This is a genomic window from Streptomyces sp. 7R007 (genome assembly GCF_054850255.1).
Genome location: NZ_JBTWMV010000087.1, coordinates 1 through 18746 on the forward strand (window position 1 = coordinate 1; position 18746 = coordinate 18746).

The following is an 18746-nucleotide window of genomic DNA, read 5'->3' on the forward strand; positions in this document are numbered from 1 at the left end:
ACCCTCCTTCGCCACCGACTCGTCGTGCCGCTCGCGCAGCCCGTCGATGTGCACGGCGAAGGCGAAATAGGGGGAGGGCTTGAACTTGTCCATCTTCTTGCGCAGCAGCATGGCGTTGGTGCAGAGGAACACGTATTTCCTCTTCGCCACCAACTGCCGCACGATCTCATCGATCTGAGGGTGCATCAGCGGCTCGCCGCCGGCGATGGACACCATCGGCGCACCGGACTCGAGCACCGCCCCCACGGCCTGCGCGACCGGCATGCGCTGCTTGAGCACGCCCGCCGGATGCTGGATCTTGCCGCAGCCCTCACATTTCAGGTTGCACGCGAAGAGGGGTTCCAGCTCCACGATGAGCGGGAACTTCTCCCGCTTGCGGAGCTTCTGTTCGGCCAAATAAGTAGCGACTTTGATGGACTGACGCAGCGGCATGGCCATCTGGCTCACCTCCCACGATCGAGGTCGTCGGACTGCTCGGAGTGTGTTATTTCTCGCGTGCCGACACGAAGTCCGCGATCAGTTCGAAGGCATGGCGGGCTTCGTTCGGAAGACGCAGCTCGTCGAGGGCGGCCAGCGCGGTGTCGCGCTGGTGCCGCGCCTCGGACTGGGTCCGCAGTCGTCCGCCTGCCTCCTCGATCAGCGCGGCCAGTTGCGCGTACTCCTCCTCGTGGCGTGCCTCACCACGGTCCTGGGGCATGCCCGCGGACGTCGGTGAAGAGGTGAGGGAGGCTGTGACCGCGGGGTCGATGCTCCGGTCGAGATGGGCGGCCAGGCGCTCGGACGCGGCGCCGCCGGCGTCGAGCGCTGCCACCACGGGCAGGGTCATCTTCCGCTGCCGCAGGTCGCCGTGGGCGGGTTTGCCGGTGACCTGCGGGTCGCCCCAGATGCCGAGCAGGTCGTCGACGGCTTGGAAGGCCAGGCCGAGATGGTGGCCGTAGCGAGCCAGGGCGTCGGCCTCGGTGTCGTCGGCGCCGGCCAGCACGGCGCCGATGGAGGCCGCGCACGCCAGCAGTGCGCCGGTCTTGTCGGCGGCCATCGCCAGGTACTCGTCCCGGGTGACCCTGCTGCGGCGTTCGAAGGCGAGGTCGCGGGTCTGGCCGTCGATGAGGCGGCGCACGGCGGTGGCCAGTCGCCGCGCGGCTCGGGCCGCCCGGTCGGTGCCGAGATCGAGCAGGATCTCGTCGGCCAGTGCGAGCAGCGCGTCGCCGACGAGAACGGCCTGCGCGGGACCGTAGGCCTTCCATAGGGTGTCGCGATGGCGGCGCTGCTCGTCGCCGTCCATCAGGTCGTCGTGGACGAGGGAGAAGTTGTGGACCAGTTCCACGGCCACCGCTCCGGGCAGCCATACAGAGGGCGGGGCGCCCATGGCTTCTCCGGACAGCAGCACCAGGGCGGCGCGCAGTCCCTTGCCGGTGTCGGCGTCCGTGGGGCGCCCCGCGGCGTCGGCCCAGCCGAAGTGGTAGGCGGCGAACATGTCCGTCGGCGGCGCGAGCCGTCCCACAGCCGACCGCAGCGGGGCGGTGGTGAGGGCGCGCGCCCTGGCCAGGAGCAGGTCCAGTTCCTGCCGTTCACTGCCGGTCACGCGTCGGTCCGGCGAGGCGGGGGCGGGGGTGGTGGCGGTCACGATCGTCCTTTCAGGCCGCGGGGATCGCCGGGAGTACCCCCGGCCCCAGGCCGGAAACGATGTGTCGCCGGATGCGGTCAGGCGATGTCGCCGCCCGGACGCCACTGGGTGGTCGGCTGGAGGACGGCCTCCGTCAGGGCGCGGGTGCGCAGCGTGGTCACCTTCTGGTACTCGGGATCGGCCACCATGCGACTGAACGCGGCGCGGTCCGGGTAACGCACGAGGATCACGGCGTCCCAGGCCTGCCCGTCCTCGGCCACCAGCGCGTCCGCTCCGGTGCCGGCGTAGAGCACCTCGGCTCCGTAACGGGGAAGGAAGGTCTCCGCCAGGTGGCGGGCGTACTGCTCGTAGAGGGGCCTTCCCCCCGGAGCGAACCGCAGCAGGTTGAGCATGACCACCGGGCCACCGGGGTCCTCGGCGAGCAGATGCTTGAGATCGGCGCCCGTGGGATCGACAGCCACGAAGTGCCCCCTTCACAGAAGTCGTCGCCCTCGCGGGAGGGCCGGCCGACCGGAGCATACCGATGGGTATGGAGCGGTGTGGCGGTGGTCCGGCGATGCGCCTCGGCCGTGATTTTCCGCTCGGGGCGTCGTGGACGCCCGGCAAGGGGACTCACTGGTGCTCTGTGGCGGGAGCGGGGCGCTGGAAGGTGGCGTAGAGCCACCACAGTGAGGGCACGAGCAGGACCGAGCCGACGGCGATCGAGATCAATGACGCGGCCAGCACACTGTTCTGCGACTTCGACCTGGCCACTGTGGTGGCGGGCACCAGCATGTCGGGGTACTGCGCGGCGCCCCAGGCCCACAGGATCGCGGCGACGGCCAGAGCGGCCGCCACCCTGGCGGCGACCAGTCGCCCCCTCGTCAGCAGCAGCAGTCCGGTCACACCGCAGACCGCGCTGAGCACCACCAGTGCCAGCGCCCGATGGGTGAGCCCGTGGAACAGGGCGGGCGCGTCGGCGTGCAGGACGGCGATGCCCGCCAGGGCGACCGCGCCGCTAAGGAGCCCGGCGGCGATGGCGCGGCGCCGGAAGTCGGCGACCAGCTCGGCGTCCCCGTCGTGTGCGGCATCGGCGCACAGGTACACGGCTGCCAGATGGGCGCAGGTCAAGACCGCCAGGACACCGCCCAGCACCGAGGTGGGGTTGAGCCAGCTCGTCAACGGATCACCCGCGGCGAGGCCGGGCGGCACCCGCCCAGAGGCGATGCCGCCCGCGACCGTGCCGAGGAAGAACGGCGTGACCACGGACGACAGTGCGAAGCAGGCTCCGAACAGCCGCTGCTGCCACAGTTCGGTGCTGGCCTTGCGGAAGGCGAAGGCCGCGCCGCGGGCGATGACACCGAGGGTGGTCAGGGTGAGCGGGATGTAGAGCGTGGACAAGACGGCGGCGAACACCGGCGAGAAACCCGTCCACAGCAGCACGATCACGAAGACCAGCCACACGTGGTTGGCCTCCCACACCGGTCCGATGCTGTGCTCGATGAGCCCGTGGCGGGGCCGGCCCCGGCGGGTGCCGCCGGCCAGCAGGTCCCACAGCCCCGCACCGAAGTCGGCGCCGCCGAAGAGCGCGTAGCAGGTCAGCCCCGTCCACATCACCGCCAGCAGCACGTCGGCGAGCATCGCCACCTCCTTGGTCTGCCGCCGTCACACGACGGGATGGCCCCGGACATCGCTCTCCTGCGGCGCCACGGGTACGGGCGTCTGACGGGCCAGTCTGCGCAGCACGTACACCGTGGCCACCCTCATCGCCGCGTACACGGAGAGCACCAGCCACAACCCGGTCATCAGGCCGGACGCCGGATTGACCGCCTCCCGCACGCTCATCAACCCGTACACGATCCACGGCTGGCGGCCCAGCTCGGTGACCGTCCAGCCGCACTCAAGGGCGACCACCGCGGCCGGACCGGCAAGCGCCGCCCCATACAAGAAGACACGCATGATCCGTCCGCCGAGCAGATCGGCCCGTCCACGGCGGCGCCCCAGCCACCACGCCGCCAGCAGCCACAGGCCCAGTGCGAGCAGGAAGAACCCCGCGAGGACCATGAGGTCGAAGGCGAGGTGGACGCCGGTGACGGGGGGCCGCCGGCCGGGCGGGACCTGATCGAGCCCTTGCACGACGGTGCCGGGGGAGTAGCCGACGAGCAACGACAGCCCGTCGGGGATTTCCAGGCCGTACCGCAGGCCGTGCTGGCCGGCGATGCCGCCGAGAGTGAGGGGGATGTGTGAACCGGTCGCGTACACACCCTCGGCGGCGGCGAGTTTGGTCGGTTGGTAGTCGGACAGGAAGCGGGCGGCCCAGTCGCCGACGAAGATCTGGAAGGGGGTGACGATCGCGCCCAGCGTAAACGGAATGAGGAAGCCGGCCCGGTGGTAGGCGTCCCGGCGCCCGCGCAGCAAGGCGACGGCGTACACGCTCGCCGCGAGGAAGGCGGCCACCATCAGAGCGGCCAGGATCATGTGGACGGTCTCCGGAGGGCTCGCGGGGTTCATCATCGCCGCCCAGGGGTCCACGTGGACGACCTTGCCGTCGCGGACGGTGAAACCACGGGGCTGGTTCATCCAGGCGTTGGCGCACACCACGAAGAACGCCGAGGCGGTGCCGGCGATGACGATCGGGACGCCGGTCAGCAGATGGCGCCGAGGGGGCATGCGGTCCCTTGCGTACAGGTAGATGCCCAGAAAAATCGCCTCGATGAAGAAAGCGAAACCCTCCAGTGCGAAGGGCAGGCCGATGACCTGCCCGTACCTGCCCATGAAACCCGGCCACAGCAGGCCCATCTCGAAGCTGAGGATGGTGCCGGAGACGGCGCCGACGGCGAAGAGCACGCCCATGGCCCGTGCCCAGCGGCGGGCGAGCAGCTGATAGGCGGCGTTACCGGTGCGGATACCGATCCATTCGGTGGTCAGGGTGAGCAGCGGCAGCCCCACGCCGAGGCAGGCCACCACGATGTGCCAGGCCAGCGAGAACCCCATCTGCGCACGCGCCGCCGAGAGGTCCCCGGGCGACGCCGGTGCGGCCCACACCAGCGACCAGGGCGGGGGCGGAGGGGCAGCGAGGGACACGGAGTGCTCCAACCGGAGGGAACGGCACGCCCGGCACGGACGTCCGGGAGGACGGAAGTATCCGGACAGTTATCTCCCAAACCGGGTGCGCGTCGGCAGCCGCGCGGCCGTCGGCCGGCGGTACGTCACCTGCACTACCGCTCCTCCACCTCGGCCGGCCGCTGAAGTGGCCGTTTACGCGCCCCCTCCGCGGGTCACCCCCGTCTTGGATGCTCGGGTGAGGGGGATCCGCAACGCGGGTCGTCCCGGGGCGGGTGCCATGGCGGTGCGCAGTCGACGTGGCGCTGTGCGACATGAGGGACGCCGACGCGGGGCGGCACGCCGTGCCTATGGACGGGGTGATGAAACCGGCCCGCGTACGAGGCACCGCCGGCCCCACCGCTGGGCAAACGGTGCTGTGCGTTCTCGGCGTACGCCGCCCTGAGCGCGGCCGCCACCGCGGCGACCGTCCGCGCGGCGCGACGCCGACGGAAAACAACTCATCAACAACCGCACGCGACGAAAGGAGCACGGAATGAGTGAGGGACTGAGCGACCGGGACAAGGCGGCACGCCTGCCCGAAGGCGACGTGGTGGCGATCCTGCTGGAGCAGCACGCCCGCATCAAGGAGCTCTTCGCCACGGTGCTTGGCGCCCAGGGCGACGCCAAGAAGGACGCCTTCGACGAACTGCGTGCCCTGCTCGCGGTGCACGAGACCGCAGAGGAGATGATTCTGCGCCCGGTCGCCGCGGACACCGCGGGCAAGGCGGAGGCCGACGCGCGCAACGAAGAGGAGGCAGAGGCCAACAAGGTCCTCGCCGCCTTGGAGAAGATGGACGTCACCAGCGCCGAATTCGACGCGGAGCTGGCGAAATTCCAGCAGGCCGTGGTCGACCACGCCGCACACGAGGAACAGGAGGAGTTCCCCGCCGTGCGGGCCGGCTGCACCGAGGAGCAGCTGCGAAAGATGGGACGGCGTCTTCAGTCGGTCGAGGCGATGGCGCCGACCCACCCGCATCCGACGGCGGCCGGGTCCCCCAAGGCTCAGTGGATGACGGGGCCCTTCGCCTCCATGGTCGACCGCGCCAAGGACGCTCTGAGCCGCGGCTGAGACATGCCGCCCCGCAGTTGTGACCCCAGGGGACGGACCGTATGAGTGACGATCACCCGAAGCGGATCGGGCAGTCCGGGCCACGGGCGGCTCCTGGGGCCGCCGGCGCCCGCACCCTGCGCACCGGAACCGAACCGGCCACTGCCCGAAGCGCGCTGCGCCTGCGGCTGCTGCTGGCCTGGACGTTCCTCCCCCTCTTCATCGGGGCGGCGGTGGCGTCCGCCGTCGGGGCCGCGAACGCCGGATCTGACGACAGTCCCGGCAGAGACGTGTGGGCGGTCATCGCCGGGGTGTGCGGGGTGCTCGCACTGACGGCCCTCCTGGACCTGACGATCCTGAGCCGCCGTCTGCGCCGTCAGCGCGACGGCTGGCGCTGAATGACTCGGGGAGCTGGTGGCACGGGGCGGATGGTGGCCGGAGATGACCACGGAGCCGTTTGCCGTTTGTCGGCTCGGGCCGCGGGCTACCCGCGGGAGCGACGGACGGTCGGCTTCCGCGAGCGAGGACGTTTACGTGGCGAGCGTCTGCGATGTCGTTGCGGACCGCCTGCGGGCGTGGGGCGCGGAGCGGGTGTTCGGCCTCCCCGGGCCGGACGTCGACCCACTCGTGACCGCCCTGCGCGGTGGGGTGGGGCGCCCGGAGTTCGTGCAGGCACGTCATGCGGAGTCGGCCGCGCTGATGGCCTGCGCCCACGCCAAGTTCACCGGGCGGGTGGGATGCTGTGTCACGCCCTCCGGCTCGGGTATCCCGCAGCTGCTGAGCGGTCTGTACGACGCAGCACTGGACCGGCAGCCGGTGGTGGCCCTCGTCGGCCACGACGAGCCGCCGCCCGCCGGGCCCGGCAGCCGGCGGCGAGGCGTCCCGGGGGCGCGGCTGCTCGCGGAGGTGTCGCAGTACTGCGAAGTCGTCACCGAGCCGGCGCTGATCCCGGACGCATTCGACCGTGCGTTCAAGAGCGCGCTCGTCGACCGGGGAGTCGCCACCGTGCTGGTGTCGCGCGCGGTCCTGGAGGCTGATGCGCCCTCGGAGACACCCTGCCCCGGGGCCGTCGACTTCGCGCCGCCACGGCCGGAGCCCGACGCGCAGGACGTCCTTCGGGCTGCTGAGATCCTCAACGGCGGGCACCGGGTCGCCGTCGTCATCGGCCAGAACGGGGCGGCTGCCGCCGGGCATGCCGTGGGCGTGGCGGAGCTGCTCGGCGCGGGCATCGCCAAGACCGCCCTGGCCCGAGACGTACTGCCTGACGGCCTGCCCGGCGTCGTCGGAGTGGCGGCGCTTCGGGGCAGCCGCGTCGCCGTCGCCGTGCTGCGGGAGTGTGACACCCTGCTTCTGGTGGGGGCGGAGGATGTGGACCCGGCTGTGGTGGCCCCGACCAAGCTGGAGCGCGTGATCAGCGTTTCGCCGACGGTCCGCGGCGCTTGCGAGCCCTCCGTCGGCGCGCGGGTGACAGGAGACGTTGTGGCGGCACTCGACGCGTTGTTGCCCTTGCTGCGTCGCAAAGGCGACCGCGCATGGCGGGCGGACATCGACCGCGCCGTGGAGGGATGGCGCGCCACAGGGCGCACCAGTGCGGGCCGTTTCTTCGGCGGTACCGTCAACCCGCGCAGCGTAGTGGCCGAACTCTCCGCGCGTCTTCCCGACCGGGCCGTTGTCATCCCCGACGCCGGCACCGCGCTGGATTGGTGGACGCGGCATCTGGAGCTGCGCACCGGGATGCGTTCGTCGCTGTCGGCGGCATTGGCTCTGCCGGGGGCCTCCGTACCGTACGCTGTCGCCGCCCGTCTCGCCCTGCCCGAGCGGGCGGTCGTCGCGCTGGTCGGCGACGGCGCGCTGCAGGCGACCGGCATGAACGAACTGATCACCGTGCGCCGCCACCTGGACCGCCTGGCCGGTATGCCGCCGCTGGTGTTCTGCGTCCTGAACAACCACGACCTCAACCGGCTCACCTGGGAGCGCCGCAGGGCAGCCCGCGACCCCCTCCTGGCGTCGTCCGACGAGGCGCCCGAGCTGTCCTACGCGAACCATGCCCGGTTGCTCGGCCTCCCGGCCGTGCGCTGCGATCAGCCCAGGCGGGTGGGCGAGACCTGGGATGAAGTGCTGTCGTGCGAGGGGCCGGTGGTGGCGGAGTTCGTCGTGGACCCCCACGAGCCGCCGGACCGGATGGGCGACTACGCAGAGGACGGCGCCGGTGGGACCTTGCCGCGCATCCGGCGTGGCGGGCTGCTCCGCTGGATCAGGGCGTAGCGGGAGTCAGGGCGCCGCCGCGAGCTGTCACGACTGCGGCCGCTGGTCCTGGCGCGCGTTGTGCCAGGCGATGGCACGCCGGATTTCCGGTTCGTGCAGGCCGGTCCGGCAGCCCAGTTGCTCCATGGTCAGGACGGGCGGACCGCTGGTCAATGCGCGCGTGATCTTCGCGGCCCACAGCTCCTCCGCCACATAGGGGCGGCCTTGGTAGTGCGCCTGGAGCGCCGCGAAGTGGGCGTCGCCGCAGGCGGTGATGCGGCGCAGCCCGTCGAACCAGTCGTTGTCGGCGTGGACGCTGGAGGAGTCGGGGACGTAGCCGCTGACGGCCTCGTCCCTGGGAAACGTCAGGGCGCACACGTCGCACAGCTCCAGGGACAGCGGGCGCGTCGGCCGCGCACGGTTGTGCTTACGCCTCCACCACCTGAGTCCCGTCATGGCTGCGGAGTTGCCCGATGCGCGTTCGGCAAACAGGGCGCGGTGCGAGGCGGGGCGCGCAGAGCGGCCGTCGCCTTCGGACCGGTGGAAGCGCGGGCGGTGTCGGATGCCGACCCACGGGTACTGCGAGGTGACGCGAAGAGCGGACGGAAGAGAAGCGGGCAGGTGAGGGCGATGCGCATGCCAGAGGGCGAGTCGGGGTCGGCCGGTGGCCGGGTGCAGGATGCGGCGTCCCGGCTGGCTCAGGACACCACGGAGCTGGCCCGACGGGAGATCAGGGCTATACAGGAGGAGGCCATGGCCGCGCTGAAGCGGCTCGGTGCGGGCGGGGTGCTGCTCGCGGGTGCCGGGACGTGCGGCGTGCTCGCACTGTGGGCGGCGCACGAGACACTGCTGCGGGCGACGGAGCGGGTGCTGCCACGGGGCAGCGCGGCGGCGGTGCTGGCCTGCGCCTACGGGGCGGGTGGCGCGGCCATGGCGGTGGCGGCCCGGGAGAGGATCCGTGCCGCGGCAGACGGTACCGCCGATGCGCTGCAGAAGGAGGCCGGGAATCTGGAGGCGGAGCATCTGTGAGGGTGCTTTCCACCCCGGGACCGCGTCCGTCCTGAGTGGTCTCGGCGTCTTCGGCTGCTCGGGCCGTCGCATGCCGCGGATCCGGCGTTTCGCCGGACGGATGACGGTTACTTCTTCCCGCCGACCGGCACCGGCGGAAGAACAGCCACGGCCCTCACCGGGGCCACGCCCACCCTCCTGCGTCGCTGCGTGCCTGGGGGGCCTGCAGACGTGCACGAACTGTGCCGATGCCTGCCTTGCTGAAAAGGGCAGGGCGCAGGTGTGCCGCTGCGCGCGACGCCGACTGCGACGCGACGGCCCGGTGCTGTCCCGGTGTGTCGGACACGGCGCCGACGTCTCGGACACGGGCGCCGGCGTCGGCCGCGAGATGGTCGGTGCACGTGTGTCCGCCTGCCCGGTACCTGTCGGCGATGTTTCGGGCCCGAAGACCGGGTAACCCCGAGCGGGCACAGAAGCGGAAAGGACATCAGGATGCCCGCTCGAGAGAACGTACTGGCGTTGCTGCGCGCCGGATGCACGTTCGAGGACATCGGCGAACGCCTCGGCATCCATCCGGGCCTGGCCTACATGATCGCCACCGGTCTGCCCGCCGACGGCGGCGACGTACTCGGCGCCGAGGAACTGTCCGGACGGGAGGGCCTGCTGCCTGGCAGCAGCCAGCATCTGGTCAACCCGTCCGCCGCGGTGCCGACCCGGGACCCGACGGTCGATGCATGGTTGAGGCGGCGCGCCCACGACGACCAGCCCATGCGTGAGGCGGCGGCCCGGCGCACGCCCCGGCCACCGGAGCTTGCCGACCAGGAGGCCGACGACCTGCTGACCGTGCTGGGCCGGGACCACAACCAGGTCAAGTACCTCCAGGAACAGCTGGAAGCGACACCGGGTGTGCGCCAGGGCGGCGGGTCCGCGCAACAGCAGCGGCGGGTCACGCTCGTCGGCATGATCCGTGAGCGGCTCACTGCGCACGAAGCGGCCGAGGAGAAGCACTTCTGGCCCGCCGTACGCACGGCACTGTCCGATGGCGAGGACCTGGCCCGGCAGGGCCGGGAGCAGGAGCGGGAAGGCGCGCGGCTGCTCGCTGAGCTGGACGGGTTGCCGGGGGACGCCGACCGGTTCGACGAACTCGTCGAGCAGCTCGCCATGGCACTGCGCAAGCACGTCGCCTTCGAGGACGGTGTCTTGCTGCGCCTCCAGGACATCCTGTCGGCCGAGCGGCGACAGGAGCTCGGCCGGCGCGTCCTGCTGGCGACAGGGCACCGCCGCGCTCCCGCGGACGCCGGACGCGGATGACCGACAGCGGCGCACCGCGCCCGGGAAGGGAAGGCACCATGCGCAATCCGCTGAGGCGGTGGCCTCTGCTGCGCCAGATCCGGCAGGGCGATCCCTACGGTCGCGGTGCGGCGGCCAAGTCGGGCGCCTCGCGGCGGCTGCGCCCGCGCACCGTCACCGCCGACAAGGTCGTGAAGTCCATCTGCCCCTACTGCGGGGTGGGATGCGCCCAGAACGTCTACGTCAAGGACGACGAGATCGTCCACATCGAGGGTGATCCCGACTCTCCCGTCAACCGCGGGCGCCTGTGCCCCAAGGGCGCCGCCACCCTGGAACTGACCACGGGTCCCAGCCGCCGCCACCACGTCCTGTACCGGCGCCCGCACGGCAGCGACTGGGAACGGCTGCCCCTGGAGCAGGCACTGGACATGGTCGCCGACCGGGTGATCGCGACCCGCGCCCGCACCTGGGAATGGGAGCACGACGGCCGCCGTACCCGGCGCACGATGGGGGTGGCCAGTCTCGGCGGCGCCACCCTCGACAACGAGGAGAACTACCTCATCAAGAAGCTGTTCACCTCGCTGGGCATCGTTCAGATCGAGAATCAGGCCCGGCTGTGCCACAGCGCGACCGTGGCCGGTCTCGGTACCTCCTTCGGCCGCGGCGGTGCGACGACCTGTATGCAGGACCTGCAGCACTCCGACTGCATCGTCATCGAGGGCTCCAGCTTCGCCGAGGCCCACCCGGTGGGCTTCCAGTGGGTGATGGAGGCCAAGGCCCGCGGGGCCACGCTCATCCACGTCGACCCGCGTTTCACCCGCACCAGCGCCCTCGCCGACATCCACGTGCCGATCCGCGCAGGCAGCGACATCGCCTTCCTCGGCGGGATCATCCGGTACGTCCTGGAGAACGACAAGTGGTTCCACGACTACGTGCTGAACTACACCAACGCCTCCACGATCGTCACCGAGGACTACGCCGACACCGAGGACCTCGGCGGCCTCTTCTCCGGGCTGCACGAGGAGCAGACGGCCTACGAGAATGACAACTGGCAGTACGAGGGTTTCCAGAGCCACCCCGAACAGGGGCAGAGCGAGGAGGAGTACGAAGAGCGGCTGGAGGCGGTCAAGAGCGCCGGGCACGCCGAGTCGCACGGCTCCGGCGGCGCGGGCATGCACGGCTCACCGCACCGCGACCCCACCCTCCGGCATCCGCGCTGCGTGCTGAACCTGCTGCGCCGCCACTACGCCCGCTACACCCCCGAAGAGGTGGAGCGTACCTGCGGCATTCCCCCGAACCTGTTCCGGCGCGTGTGCGAGACCATCACCGACCGCTCCGGGCCCGACCGCACCACCGCTTTCGCCTACGCCGTCGGCTGGACCCAGCACACGGTCGGGTCGCAGTTCATCCGCGCCGCCTCGGTGCTCCAGCTGCTGCTGGGCAACATCGGCCGTCCCGGCGGCGGTATCCAGGCCCTGCGTGGCCACGCCTCCATCCAGGGCTCCACCGATATCCCCACCCTCTTCAACCTGCTGCCCGGCTACCTGCCGATGCCGCACGCCTACGACCACCAGTCCCTGGATGAGTACGTGTCGGGGGAGGAGCCCGAGAAGGGCTACTGGGGCGAGATGCGCGCCTACCTCGTCAGCCTGCTCAAGGCCTGGTTTGGCGGTGCCGCGCACGCAGGCAACGACTACTGCTGGGACTACCTGCCCCGGATCACCGCCAGCCACAGCACGTACGAGACGACCATGGCCCAGCTGGAGGGCACCTGCCAGGGCTACTTCCTGATGGGCGAGAACCCGGCCGTCGGCTCCGCCAACGCCAAGATGCAGCGCATGGCGATGGCGAACCTGGACTGGCTCGTCGTACGCGACTTCTCCCTCATCGAGTCGGCGACCTGGTGGAAGGACGGCCCCGAGATCGAGACCGGGGGACTGCGCACCGAGGAGATCGGCACCGAGGTGTTCTTCTTCCCGGCCGCCTCCCACACGGAGAAGAACGGCGCGTTCACCAACACCAACCGGCTCCTCCAGTGGCACTACGCCGCGAAGGAGCCCGACGGCGAGGCCCGCAGCGACCTGTGGTTCATGTACCACCTCGGCCGGAAGATCCGGCAGAAGCTGGCCGGTTCCACCGAGGAACGCGACCGACCGGTGCTGGAGCTGACCTGGGACTATCCGACGGAGGGCGCCTTGGAGGAGCCCAAGGCGGAAGCGGTTTTGGCGGAGATCAACGGCTACGACGCAGACGGCAGCCCGCTCGCCTCCTACGAGCAGCTCAACGACGACGGCTCCACCGCCTGTGGCTGCTGGATCTACTGCGGCTGCTACGCCGACGGCGTCAACCAGACCGCCCGCCGCCTTCCCGCCAAGGACCAGAACTGGCTCGGCCCCGAATGGTGCTGGGCCTGGCCCGCCAACCGCCGCATTCTCTACAACCGGGCCTCCGCCGACCCCGACGGCAAGCCATGGAGTGAGGGCAAGGCGCTGGTGTGGTGGGACGAGGAGAAGGCTCTGTGGACCGGGCACGACATCGCCGACTTCAAGGCCACCAAGAGCCCGCACTACCGCCCCCCGAAGGGGGCGACCGCGGCTGAGGCGCTCGCCGGTGTCGATCCGTTCATCATGCAGGCCGACGGCAAGGGCTGGCTGTACGTGCCGGCCGGCCTCGTCGACGGGCCGATGCCCACCCACTACGAACCCCAGGAATCACCCGTCGCCAACCCCCTGTACCACCAGCAGCGCAACCCGGTCCGCGAGGTCTTCACCCACGAGTACAACCGCTACCACCCCAGTGGCGCGGAACCCGGAGCCGAGGTCTTCCCGTACGTGGTGACGACCTACCGGCTCACCGAGCACTTCACCGCGGGCGGCATGTCGCGCTGGTCGTCGTACCTGTCGGAACTGCAGCCCGAGATGTTCTGCGAGGTCTCCCCGGAACTCGCCCGTGAACGAGGCCTCGAACACGGCGGCTGGGCCACCCTCGTGACCGCGCGCAACGCCATCGAGGCCCGGGTGATGGTCACGTCGAGGATCGCACCCCTGAGGATCGACGGCCGCACCGTGCACCAGATCGGCCTTCCCTTCCACTGGGGCAACAACGGCTACACCCAGGGTGACTCCGCCAACGATCTCACCTCCATCACGCTCGATCCCAACATCCACATCCAGGAAGTGAAAGCGCTGACCGCCGACATCCGGCCCGGACGCAGGCCGCGCGGAGCGGCCCGGGTGGAACTGGTGCAGGTCTACCAGCGGCGGGCGGGCATCACGCCGTCCACCGGAACGGAGGTGATCTCATGACCGCACCCCACGCACGCGCAGGCGGCTGCGGTTGCGGCGGCGCAGGAGGTGACGGCGGGCTGCTGAGCATCGGCCGGCGCCAGGCGGACGGCACCATCGGCCCGCTCGGAGTGGGCGCTGCCGCGGTGGGCGCCGGCTTGGCCGCCGCGGGTTCCTTCGCGCCCGCTGGTGAGCACGGTGGCGGCGACTTCGGCTTCGGCAACGGCCAGGACCCTGCCGCCGGCAGTGGTTACCAGTCGGCGCCGCCGCGTATGGGCTTCTTCACCGACACGTCCGTCTGCATCGGCTGCAAGGCGTGCGAAGTGGCCTGCAAGGAGTGGAACGCCATCCCGGAGGACGGGCTGACCTTCACCGGGATGTCCTACGACAACACGATCGGGCTCGGCGCCGACAGCTGGCGGCACGTGGCCTTCATCGAGCAGGACAAGCCCCTCGCCGGTCAGGTCACCGGAGGTGAGACCGGCGAGGACGCGCAGGGTGTGCGCTGGCTGATGTCCTCCGACGTGTGCAAGCACTGCACCGAGGCCGCCTGCCTCGACGTTTGTCCCACCGGCTCGCTCTTTCGTACTGAGTTCGGCACCGTGGTCGTCCAGGAGGACATCTGCAATGGTTGCGGCTACTGCGTGCCCGCTTGCCCCTACGGCGTCATCGACCAGCGCCACGGTGACGGGCGGGTGTGGAAGTGCACGCTGTGCTACGACCGTCTGGAAGTCGGTCAGGAACCCGCCTGCGCCAAGGCCTGCCCCACCGACTCGATCCAGTTCGGGCCGCTGGACGAACTGCGGGAGCGGGCCGCGCTGCGGGTGGACCAGCTGCACGAGGTGGGCGTCACCGAGGCGCGCCTGTACGGTCACGATCCCGACGACGGTGTCGGTGGCGACGGCGCGTTCTTCCTGCTGATGGTCGAGCCCGAGGTGTACGGGCTGCCGCCGGACCCGGTGGTCACCACCCGTGACCTGCCCAGGATGTGGAAGCTCAGCGCGGTCGCCGCCGTCTCGCTGGCAGCGTCGGTGGCCGCCGCGTTCGCGAGGAGGGCCGGCCGATGAGCGAGGCACGGATCACGCCGGACGGCCTGCAGGGCGCGAGCCCCGGCCGGGAGGCCCCGACGGGGGCCCACGTGCCGCCGGGCGGCGGCGCACCACGCTCCGAGCGCCGCAAGAACCGCAAGCATGGCAAGGACAAGGAACCGGAGTTCCGCTCGTACTACGACCTCCCGGTCATCAACAAGCCCGTCTGGGAGTCCCCGGACATCCCCGGGTACCTCTTCCTCGGCGGTCTGGCCGGCGCCGGAGCGCTCATCGGCGCCGCCGCCCACGCCACCGGTCGTCCGTCGCTCAGCCGCGCGAGCAAGGTCGCCGCCGCCTCGGCCGGACACCTGTCCCTGGTGGCCCTGGTCCACGACCTGGGGCGCCCCGGTCGCTTCCTGAACATGCTGCGTCTGTTCAAGGTGACGTCGCCGATGAGCGTCGGCTCCTGGCTGCTTGCCGGGTTCGTGCCCTCGGCCAGTGTCGCCGCGCTGTCCGACCTGACCGGACTGTATCCGTCGCTCGGAACGCTGAGCACCGTCGGCTCGGCGGTCCTGGGCGGACCTGTGGTGGCCTACACCGCGGCGCTGATCTCGAACACGGCCGTCCCGGCCTGGCACGACGGCCACCGCTGGATGCCCTTCGTCTTCGTCAGCAGCGGTCTGTCCGCTGCGGCCGGACTGGGGCTGATGAGCGCGCTCGCGGCCGAAACCCGGCCGCTGGTTCCCCTCGCGGTGGGCGGCGGCCTGGCGGAGGTGGCGTTGACCAGGACCATGGAAGAACGCAGCGGAGTGGTCAAGGAGGCATATGAGACCCGTCCGGCGAAGAGGTTTCTGCGCACTGCCGAGATCCTCACCGTGGGTGGCGTACTGCTGGCCGCGACCAGCCGGCGCAGCCGCGCGCGGGCGGTGGCGGCGGGGGCGGCCCTGCTCGCCGGTTCCGCACTGACCCGGTTCGGGATCTTCCACGCCGGTCTGGCCTCCGCGGAGGATCCCAAATACACGGTCCTGCCCCAGCGCCAACGTCTCGACGGCGAAGCGGGTGCGCAATGAACCGTTTGTGGTCCCTGGTACAGGACGGCCATGAGACCGTCTGGCGCGTACTCGACCGGCTCACCGGCGGCTGCCGCGTACCGCAGGCCAATGCCCGTGCCCAGCGCCGCCTGACCAGGCGACTCGTCGGTCTGCAGTCGGCGCACGAGTTCGCGGAGGAGGTCGTGCTGTGGCCTGCGGTGCGGCGGCGCTGCCCGGATGGTGACGTGCTCCTTGCCGCGGCGCTGGAGCAGGAGCGGCAGATCAAACGGACGCTCAACGAGCTCGCCCACGTCTCACCCGGCAGCCAGGAGTTCACGCAGTGCCTCCACACCCTCGCCGGACTCGACCGCACCCACTTCACCCACGAGCAGAACCAGATCTGGCCCCGCCTGGAGGACCGGCTGAGCGCACGCGACGCGGCCAGACTGGCTCGGCAGTGGCGCGCTGTGCGCCGCCGCGCGCCGACGCGGCCGCATCCGCATCTGCCGGCGCGGCCTGCGGTCCTGAAGACGGCCGGCCTGGTGGTCGCGGTGGCGGACAGCATCCGTGACGGGCTGAGTGGGCGCCAGGGGCGAGAGGCACCGTGAGGCAACTATTGTACAGTGCAACAGAAAAGGTGGGGGCCTGAGATCAGCCGGCGAGGAGGCTGTGGCGCAGGAAGGTGCAGGAACGATCGAGCAGCCGCGAGACGTGCATCTGTGAGACGCCGACGGCGTCCGCCACCTGACGTTGTGTCATGCAGTCGAAGAAGTACAGCCTGATGATGGTGCGTTCCCGGTCCGGCAACTTCGGCAGGGTGGCGCCCAGCGCCAGTATGTCGGTGACCCGCTCAAGCCGCGGATCCTCCGCTCCCAGTGTGACCGCGAGCGGGCTAGTCTGTCCGGGGCCGCGATCTTCGTCCATGGACAGGGGATTGCGTGCTTGATCGGCCTGGAGTGCGAGCTTGACGCTTTCCGGGTCGAGCCCGGTGAGGTACTGCAGGTCGCGGGCGCTGCCGCCACGACCGTCCCCTGACCGGTGCATGTCCTCCTGTGCCTGACGCACCTTGCGGTGCTGCTCCTGCACCCGGCGCGGTACGTGCACCTCCCACGTGTGGTCCCGCAGGTGGCGCTTCAGCTCGCCGTCGATGGTGGGAATGGCATAGGACAGGAAGGCGTGTCCACGGGAGGGGTCAAAGCGGTCGACGGCGTTGACGAGCCCGAGGCAGGCCACTTGGTAGAGGTCTTCGCGGCTGTCCACGGGGGAGCCGTATCGCTTGGCGATGCGCTGTGCCACGGGCAGGAAGGCCAGGATCGCCTGTTCCCGCAATGCGTCGCGCTCCCGTCCGGGCGGGCATGCCGCCATCCGGTGCAGAAGCTGCTCCTCGGGCATCCGGTCGGGTGGCTTCTGTGGGTCCCGATGGGAGGGTGGTGCGACGTGGGGGGTTGCCGGAGCGTTCATGGGCGTTCTCGCTGTCGATCGGGGACGTGACTGCGATTCCCCTTGGGGCCGTGATCTCGGACCCCGAAGGTGCCGAACGGGTGCCCATGGAATTTTGTCCTATGCAAACGTAGTCCATTTGATCCGGAATGCGCATCATTTGATGTTTGGTCCTTATGGGAGTTGATGTCGTGGATGCCCTGCGGTTGCATGGACAGTCGATGACGGATTCCGGGGCATTGGGTCGTTCGGCAGAGCAGGACGGTACGAAGAAGCGGCTCAGCCTGGGTGCCCCTGCTCAGTGGGATATCTGCGGAGGGCCTGGCCGCGGACATCTGCAAGTGTCGTCGCGCCGATCGCCATTCTTCACGTGCGGGGATCGGCAGGGCGGTACGGTCGTCATGCTCGCGAGCCAGGGCGCCGCCCGGGCCGGCGGGGAAGGGACCGTCGGGGGAGGCCGAACAGGTTCCCTGGCAAGTACAGTGAACTCCGCTCATGGCGGGCAACGGCTCGGATCGGCTGTCCGGCGAGGGGCGGGCACGGGGCGTGGGCTCCGACATCGAGGCCGGACGAGCGGCATCCGCTGCTGGCCGGGCGCCCACCGCGTCGGCGACTCCGAGGAAGACGCTCAAGGCCCTCGGTTCGGGCCGGTTGACGTACGGGTTGCCACTGCTTTCACGACCGTTTTCTGCGCCGGTGTCCTGGTGCGTCCAGAGATTCCGGACGCGCCGCCGAGTCGATGTCATCGGTTTTGGTCTACGGCATCAGGCGGCGTTGCGGCGCATGATGCTGTCCGTGGGACCCGCCACGCCATGAAGTGCTTCACGCATCCCTGGGGGAGCTCATGTACGACCACGGCCAAGTAGGCGGCGGTCGCGATGGCCGGGTTGAACACCGGACAGTTCGCCTGGGCCTTCGTGTCAGTTGCCAGGAGGCCGCGCTCGCCGTTGTCCAGGACCGCGTCACAGCGCAGAACCGATGGGTGAGTATGCGGTGTCGTCCCTGTGTCCGTGCGGCTCGGCGCTTTCAGGCTGGTCGGCCGGGAACGCGGTGGGGGAAATCAGCGGCGCCTGGGTGCTGGACGCCAGTGGCCTCGCGGACGACCGCGTCCCCGGCAGGCGACGGGCGGCCCGAGAGTCTGGACGCATGACACCAGAGCGGGCCCGCCGCCCGTGCGAGTCGCCGACGAGGCCACCGGGTTGGCGGGAAGTACCCCCGTCTTCTGATCGGAAACACTCTTCAGACGGGAGATCCGGGTACTCCCGCGTACTTCACCCGCCCCAGCGGAGGAAACGGCATGTCCCGAAGGCGTGAACTCGGCGAGTTCTTCACAGTGGAAACGACCATCCTGTCGTTCGCCCTCGTGGCGGTTCTGACGCTGTTGCTGATCCACGTGGTGCGCTCCGCGCCCCGCGTAGTGCCGAAAGGTGCCGAGAAACGGCATCCTGTCCTGGGGGCGCTTGCCCTGGCGCTGCTCGCCTGCGCCGCGGTTGCCCTGGTCGTTGGCACAGCGGTGAGCGATCGTCATGGGCGGCGGCAGGAGGACCAGCCCGTCGTGCCGCCGACGCAGGCCTCATTCCTCGCCCATTACCTTCCTTGTAGAGCCCGGTTCGGGCTTGTGGCCTCCAGACCCGGTATGACTCGTCGCCCCTGTCCTTGATGATC

17 protein-coding genes are annotated in these 18746 nt (G+C 70.5%); 10 read left to right on the forward strand and 7 right to left on the reverse strand.

What is annotated here, in order from left to right; translation table 11 throughout:
- The 5 genes from hpnH to ACYF6T_RS42795 all read right to left on the reverse strand — a co-directional run.
- Positions 1–438: adenosyl-hopene transferase HpnH (gene hpnH, locus ACYF6T_RS42775; protein WP_461703381.1), on the reverse strand; the 438-nt coding region annotated here is incomplete at its 3' end.
- 46 nt (positions 439–484) lie between these two features.
- Positions 485–1627: a polyprenyl synthetase family protein gene (locus ACYF6T_RS42780; RefSeq protein WP_461703396.1), complete on the reverse strand. Its 1143-nt coding sequence runs from the start codon at positions 1625–1627 to the stop codon at positions 485–487.
- 74 nt (positions 1628–1701) lie between these two features.
- The gene (locus tag ACYF6T_RS42785; RefSeq protein ID WP_461703382.1) at positions 1702–2085 is read right to left on the reverse strand and encodes a DUF1330 domain-containing protein; all 384 of its coding nucleotides are present in this window, start codon (positions 2083–2085) and stop codon (positions 1702–1704) included.
- 151 nt (positions 2086–2236) lie between these two features.
- The gene (locus ACYF6T_RS42790) at positions 2237–3244 is read right to left on the reverse strand and encodes a cytochrome d ubiquinol oxidase subunit II (RefSeq protein ID WP_461703383.1); all 1008 of its coding nucleotides are present in this window, start codon (positions 3242–3244) and stop codon (positions 2237–2239) included.
- A 24-nt stretch (positions 3245–3268) separates the two neighbouring features.
- On the reverse strand, positions 3269–4687 hold the full coding sequence (locus ACYF6T_RS42795; RefSeq protein ID WP_461703384.1) for a cytochrome ubiquinol oxidase subunit I: 1419 nt from the start codon (positions 4685–4687) through the stop codon (positions 3269–3271).
- A 514-nt stretch (positions 4688–5201) separates the two neighbouring features.
- Between ACYF6T_RS42795 and ACYF6T_RS42800 the strand changes: the two genes are divergently transcribed.
- Genes ACYF6T_RS42800 through ACYF6T_RS42810 form a run of 3 tightly spaced genes read left to right on the forward strand, consistent with a single transcriptional unit; the run spans position 5202 to position 8021 of the window.
- Entirely contained in the window at positions 5202–5777 is a 576-nt protein-coding gene (locus tag ACYF6T_RS42800) for a hemerythrin domain-containing protein (RefSeq protein ID WP_461703385.1), read from the forward strand.
- A gap of 41 nt (positions 5778–5818) precedes the next feature.
- Positions 5819–6154: a DUF6343 family protein gene (locus ACYF6T_RS42805; protein WP_461703386.1), complete on the forward strand. Its 336-nt coding sequence runs from the start codon at positions 5819–5821 to the stop codon at positions 6152–6154.
- A 43-nt stretch (positions 6155–6197) separates the two neighbouring features.
- Positions 6198–8021, forward strand: a complete 1824-nt coding sequence (locus ACYF6T_RS42810) for a thiamine pyrophosphate-binding protein (RefSeq protein WP_461703387.1) — start codon at positions 6198–6200, stop codon at positions 8019–8021.
- Positions 8022–8048: 27 nt separating this feature from the next.
- On the opposite strand, the gene ACYF6T_RS42815 is transcribed toward ACYF6T_RS42810, so the two are convergent.
- Positions 8049–8456 carry a hypothetical protein gene (locus ACYF6T_RS42815; RefSeq protein ID WP_461703388.1) on the reverse strand — a complete coding sequence of 136 codons (408 nt, stop codon included), beginning with the start codon at positions 8454–8456 and terminating at the stop codon, positions 8049–8051.
- Between the two features lie 174 nt (positions 8457–8630).
- Here ACYF6T_RS42815 and ACYF6T_RS42820 point away from each other — a divergent pair, with 174 nt between their 5' ends.
- From ACYF6T_RS42820 to ACYF6T_RS42845, 6 genes are all read left to right on the forward strand, one after another.
- The gene (locus ACYF6T_RS42820; protein WP_461703389.1) at positions 8631–9029 is read left to right on the forward strand and encodes a phage holin family protein; all 399 of its coding nucleotides are present in this window, start codon (positions 8631–8633) and stop codon (positions 9027–9029) included.
- A gap of 471 nt (positions 9030–9500) precedes the next feature.
- Positions 9501–10319 carry a hemerythrin domain-containing protein gene (locus tag ACYF6T_RS42825; protein ID WP_461703390.1) on the forward strand — a complete coding sequence of 273 codons (819 nt, stop codon included), beginning with the start codon at positions 9501–9503 and terminating at the stop codon, positions 10317–10319.
- Between the two features lie 38 nt (positions 10320–10357).
- On the forward strand, positions 10358–13603 hold the full coding sequence (fdh, locus tag ACYF6T_RS42830) for a formate dehydrogenase (RefSeq protein WP_461703391.1): 3246 nt from the start codon (positions 10358–10360) through the stop codon (positions 13601–13603).
- 251 nt (positions 13604–13854) lie between these two features.
- Positions 13855–14649 carry a 4Fe-4S dicluster domain-containing protein gene (locus tag ACYF6T_RS42835; RefSeq protein WP_461703397.1) on the forward strand — a complete coding sequence of 265 codons (795 nt, stop codon included), beginning with the start codon at positions 13855–13857 and terminating at the stop codon, positions 14647–14649.
- Entirely contained in the window at positions 14646–15680 is a 1035-nt protein-coding gene (nrfD, locus tag ACYF6T_RS42840) for an NrfD/PsrC family molybdoenzyme membrane anchor subunit (RefSeq protein ID WP_461703392.1), read from the forward strand. Before ACYF6T_RS42835 ends, nrfD begins: the two co-directional genes overlap by 4 nt.
- Positions 15677–16249: a hemerythrin domain-containing protein gene (locus ACYF6T_RS42845; protein WP_461703393.1), complete on the forward strand. Its 573-nt coding sequence runs from the start codon at positions 15677–15679 to the stop codon at positions 16247–16249. The genes nrfD and ACYF6T_RS42845 overlap by 4 nt, the downstream gene beginning before the upstream one ends.
- 43 nt (positions 16250–16292) lie before the next feature.
- Here the strand turns inward: ACYF6T_RS42845 and ACYF6T_RS42850 are convergent, their stop codons facing one another.
- The gene (locus ACYF6T_RS42850) at positions 16293–17033 is read right to left on the reverse strand and encodes a sigma-70 family RNA polymerase sigma factor (protein ID WP_461703394.1); all 741 of its coding nucleotides are present in this window, start codon (positions 17031–17033) and stop codon (positions 16293–16295) included.
- A 1345-nt stretch (positions 17034–18378) separates the two neighbouring features.
- Here ACYF6T_RS42850 and ACYF6T_RS42855 point away from each other — a divergent pair.
- Complete coding sequence (locus ACYF6T_RS42855; RefSeq protein ID WP_461703395.1) at positions 18379–18741, forward strand: hypothetical protein; 363 nt, start codon at positions 18379–18381, stop codon at positions 18739–18741.
- Positions 18742–18746: the final 5 nt, after the last annotated feature.

What these genes read in the sequence shown, in the direction of transcription:
- ACYF6T_RS42845 (WP_461703393.1), top strand. Translation starts at nt 15,677, where the DNA reads ATGAACCGTTTGTGGTCCCTGGTACAGGACGGCCATGAGACCGTCTGG.
- ACYF6T_RS42850 (WP_461703394.1), bottom strand. Translation starts at nt 17,033, where the DNA reads ATGCCCGAGGAGCAGCTTCTGCACCGGATGGCGGCATGCCCGCCCGGA.
- ACYF6T_RS42855 (WP_461703395.1), top strand. Translation starts at nt 18,379, where the DNA reads ATGTCCCGAAGGCGTGAACTCGGCGAGTTCTTCACAGTGGAAACGACC.
- ACYF6T_RS42835 (WP_461703397.1), top strand. Translation starts at nt 13,855, where the DNA reads ATGGGCTTCTTCACCGACACGTCCGTCTGCATCGGCTGCAAGGCGTGC.
- ACYF6T_RS42805 (WP_461703386.1), top strand. Translation starts at nt 5,819, where the DNA reads ATGAGTGACGATCACCCGAAGCGGATCGGGCAGTCCGGGCCACGGGCG.
- ACYF6T_RS42790 (WP_461703383.1), bottom strand. Translation starts at nt 3,244, where the DNA reads ATGCTCGCCGACGTGCTGCTGGCGGTGATGTGGACGGGGCTGACCTGC.
- ACYF6T_RS42810 (WP_461703387.1), top strand. Translation starts at nt 6,198, where the DNA reads ATGACCACGGAGCCGTTTGCCGTTTGTCGGCTCGGGCCGCGGGCTACC.
- ACYF6T_RS42815 (WP_461703388.1), bottom strand. Translation starts at nt 8,456, where the DNA reads ATGACGGGACTCAGGTGGTGGAGGCGTAAGCACAACCGTGCGCGGCCG.
- ACYF6T_RS42825 (WP_461703390.1), top strand. Translation starts at nt 9,501, where the DNA reads ATGCCCGCTCGAGAGAACGTACTGGCGTTGCTGCGCGCCGGATGCACG.
- ACYF6T_RS42800 (WP_461703385.1), top strand. Translation starts at nt 5,202, where the DNA reads ATGAGTGAGGGACTGAGCGACCGGGACAAGGCGGCACGCCTGCCCGAA.
- ACYF6T_RS42820 (WP_461703389.1), top strand. Translation starts at nt 8,631, where the DNA reads ATGCGCATGCCAGAGGGCGAGTCGGGGTCGGCCGGTGGCCGGGTGCAG.
- nrfD (WP_461703392.1), top strand. Translation starts at nt 14,646, where the DNA reads ATGAGCGAGGCACGGATCACGCCGGACGGCCTGCAGGGCGCGAGCCCC.
- fdh (WP_461703391.1), top strand. Translation starts at nt 10,358, where the DNA reads ATGCGCAATCCGCTGAGGCGGTGGCCTCTGCTGCGCCAGATCCGGCAG.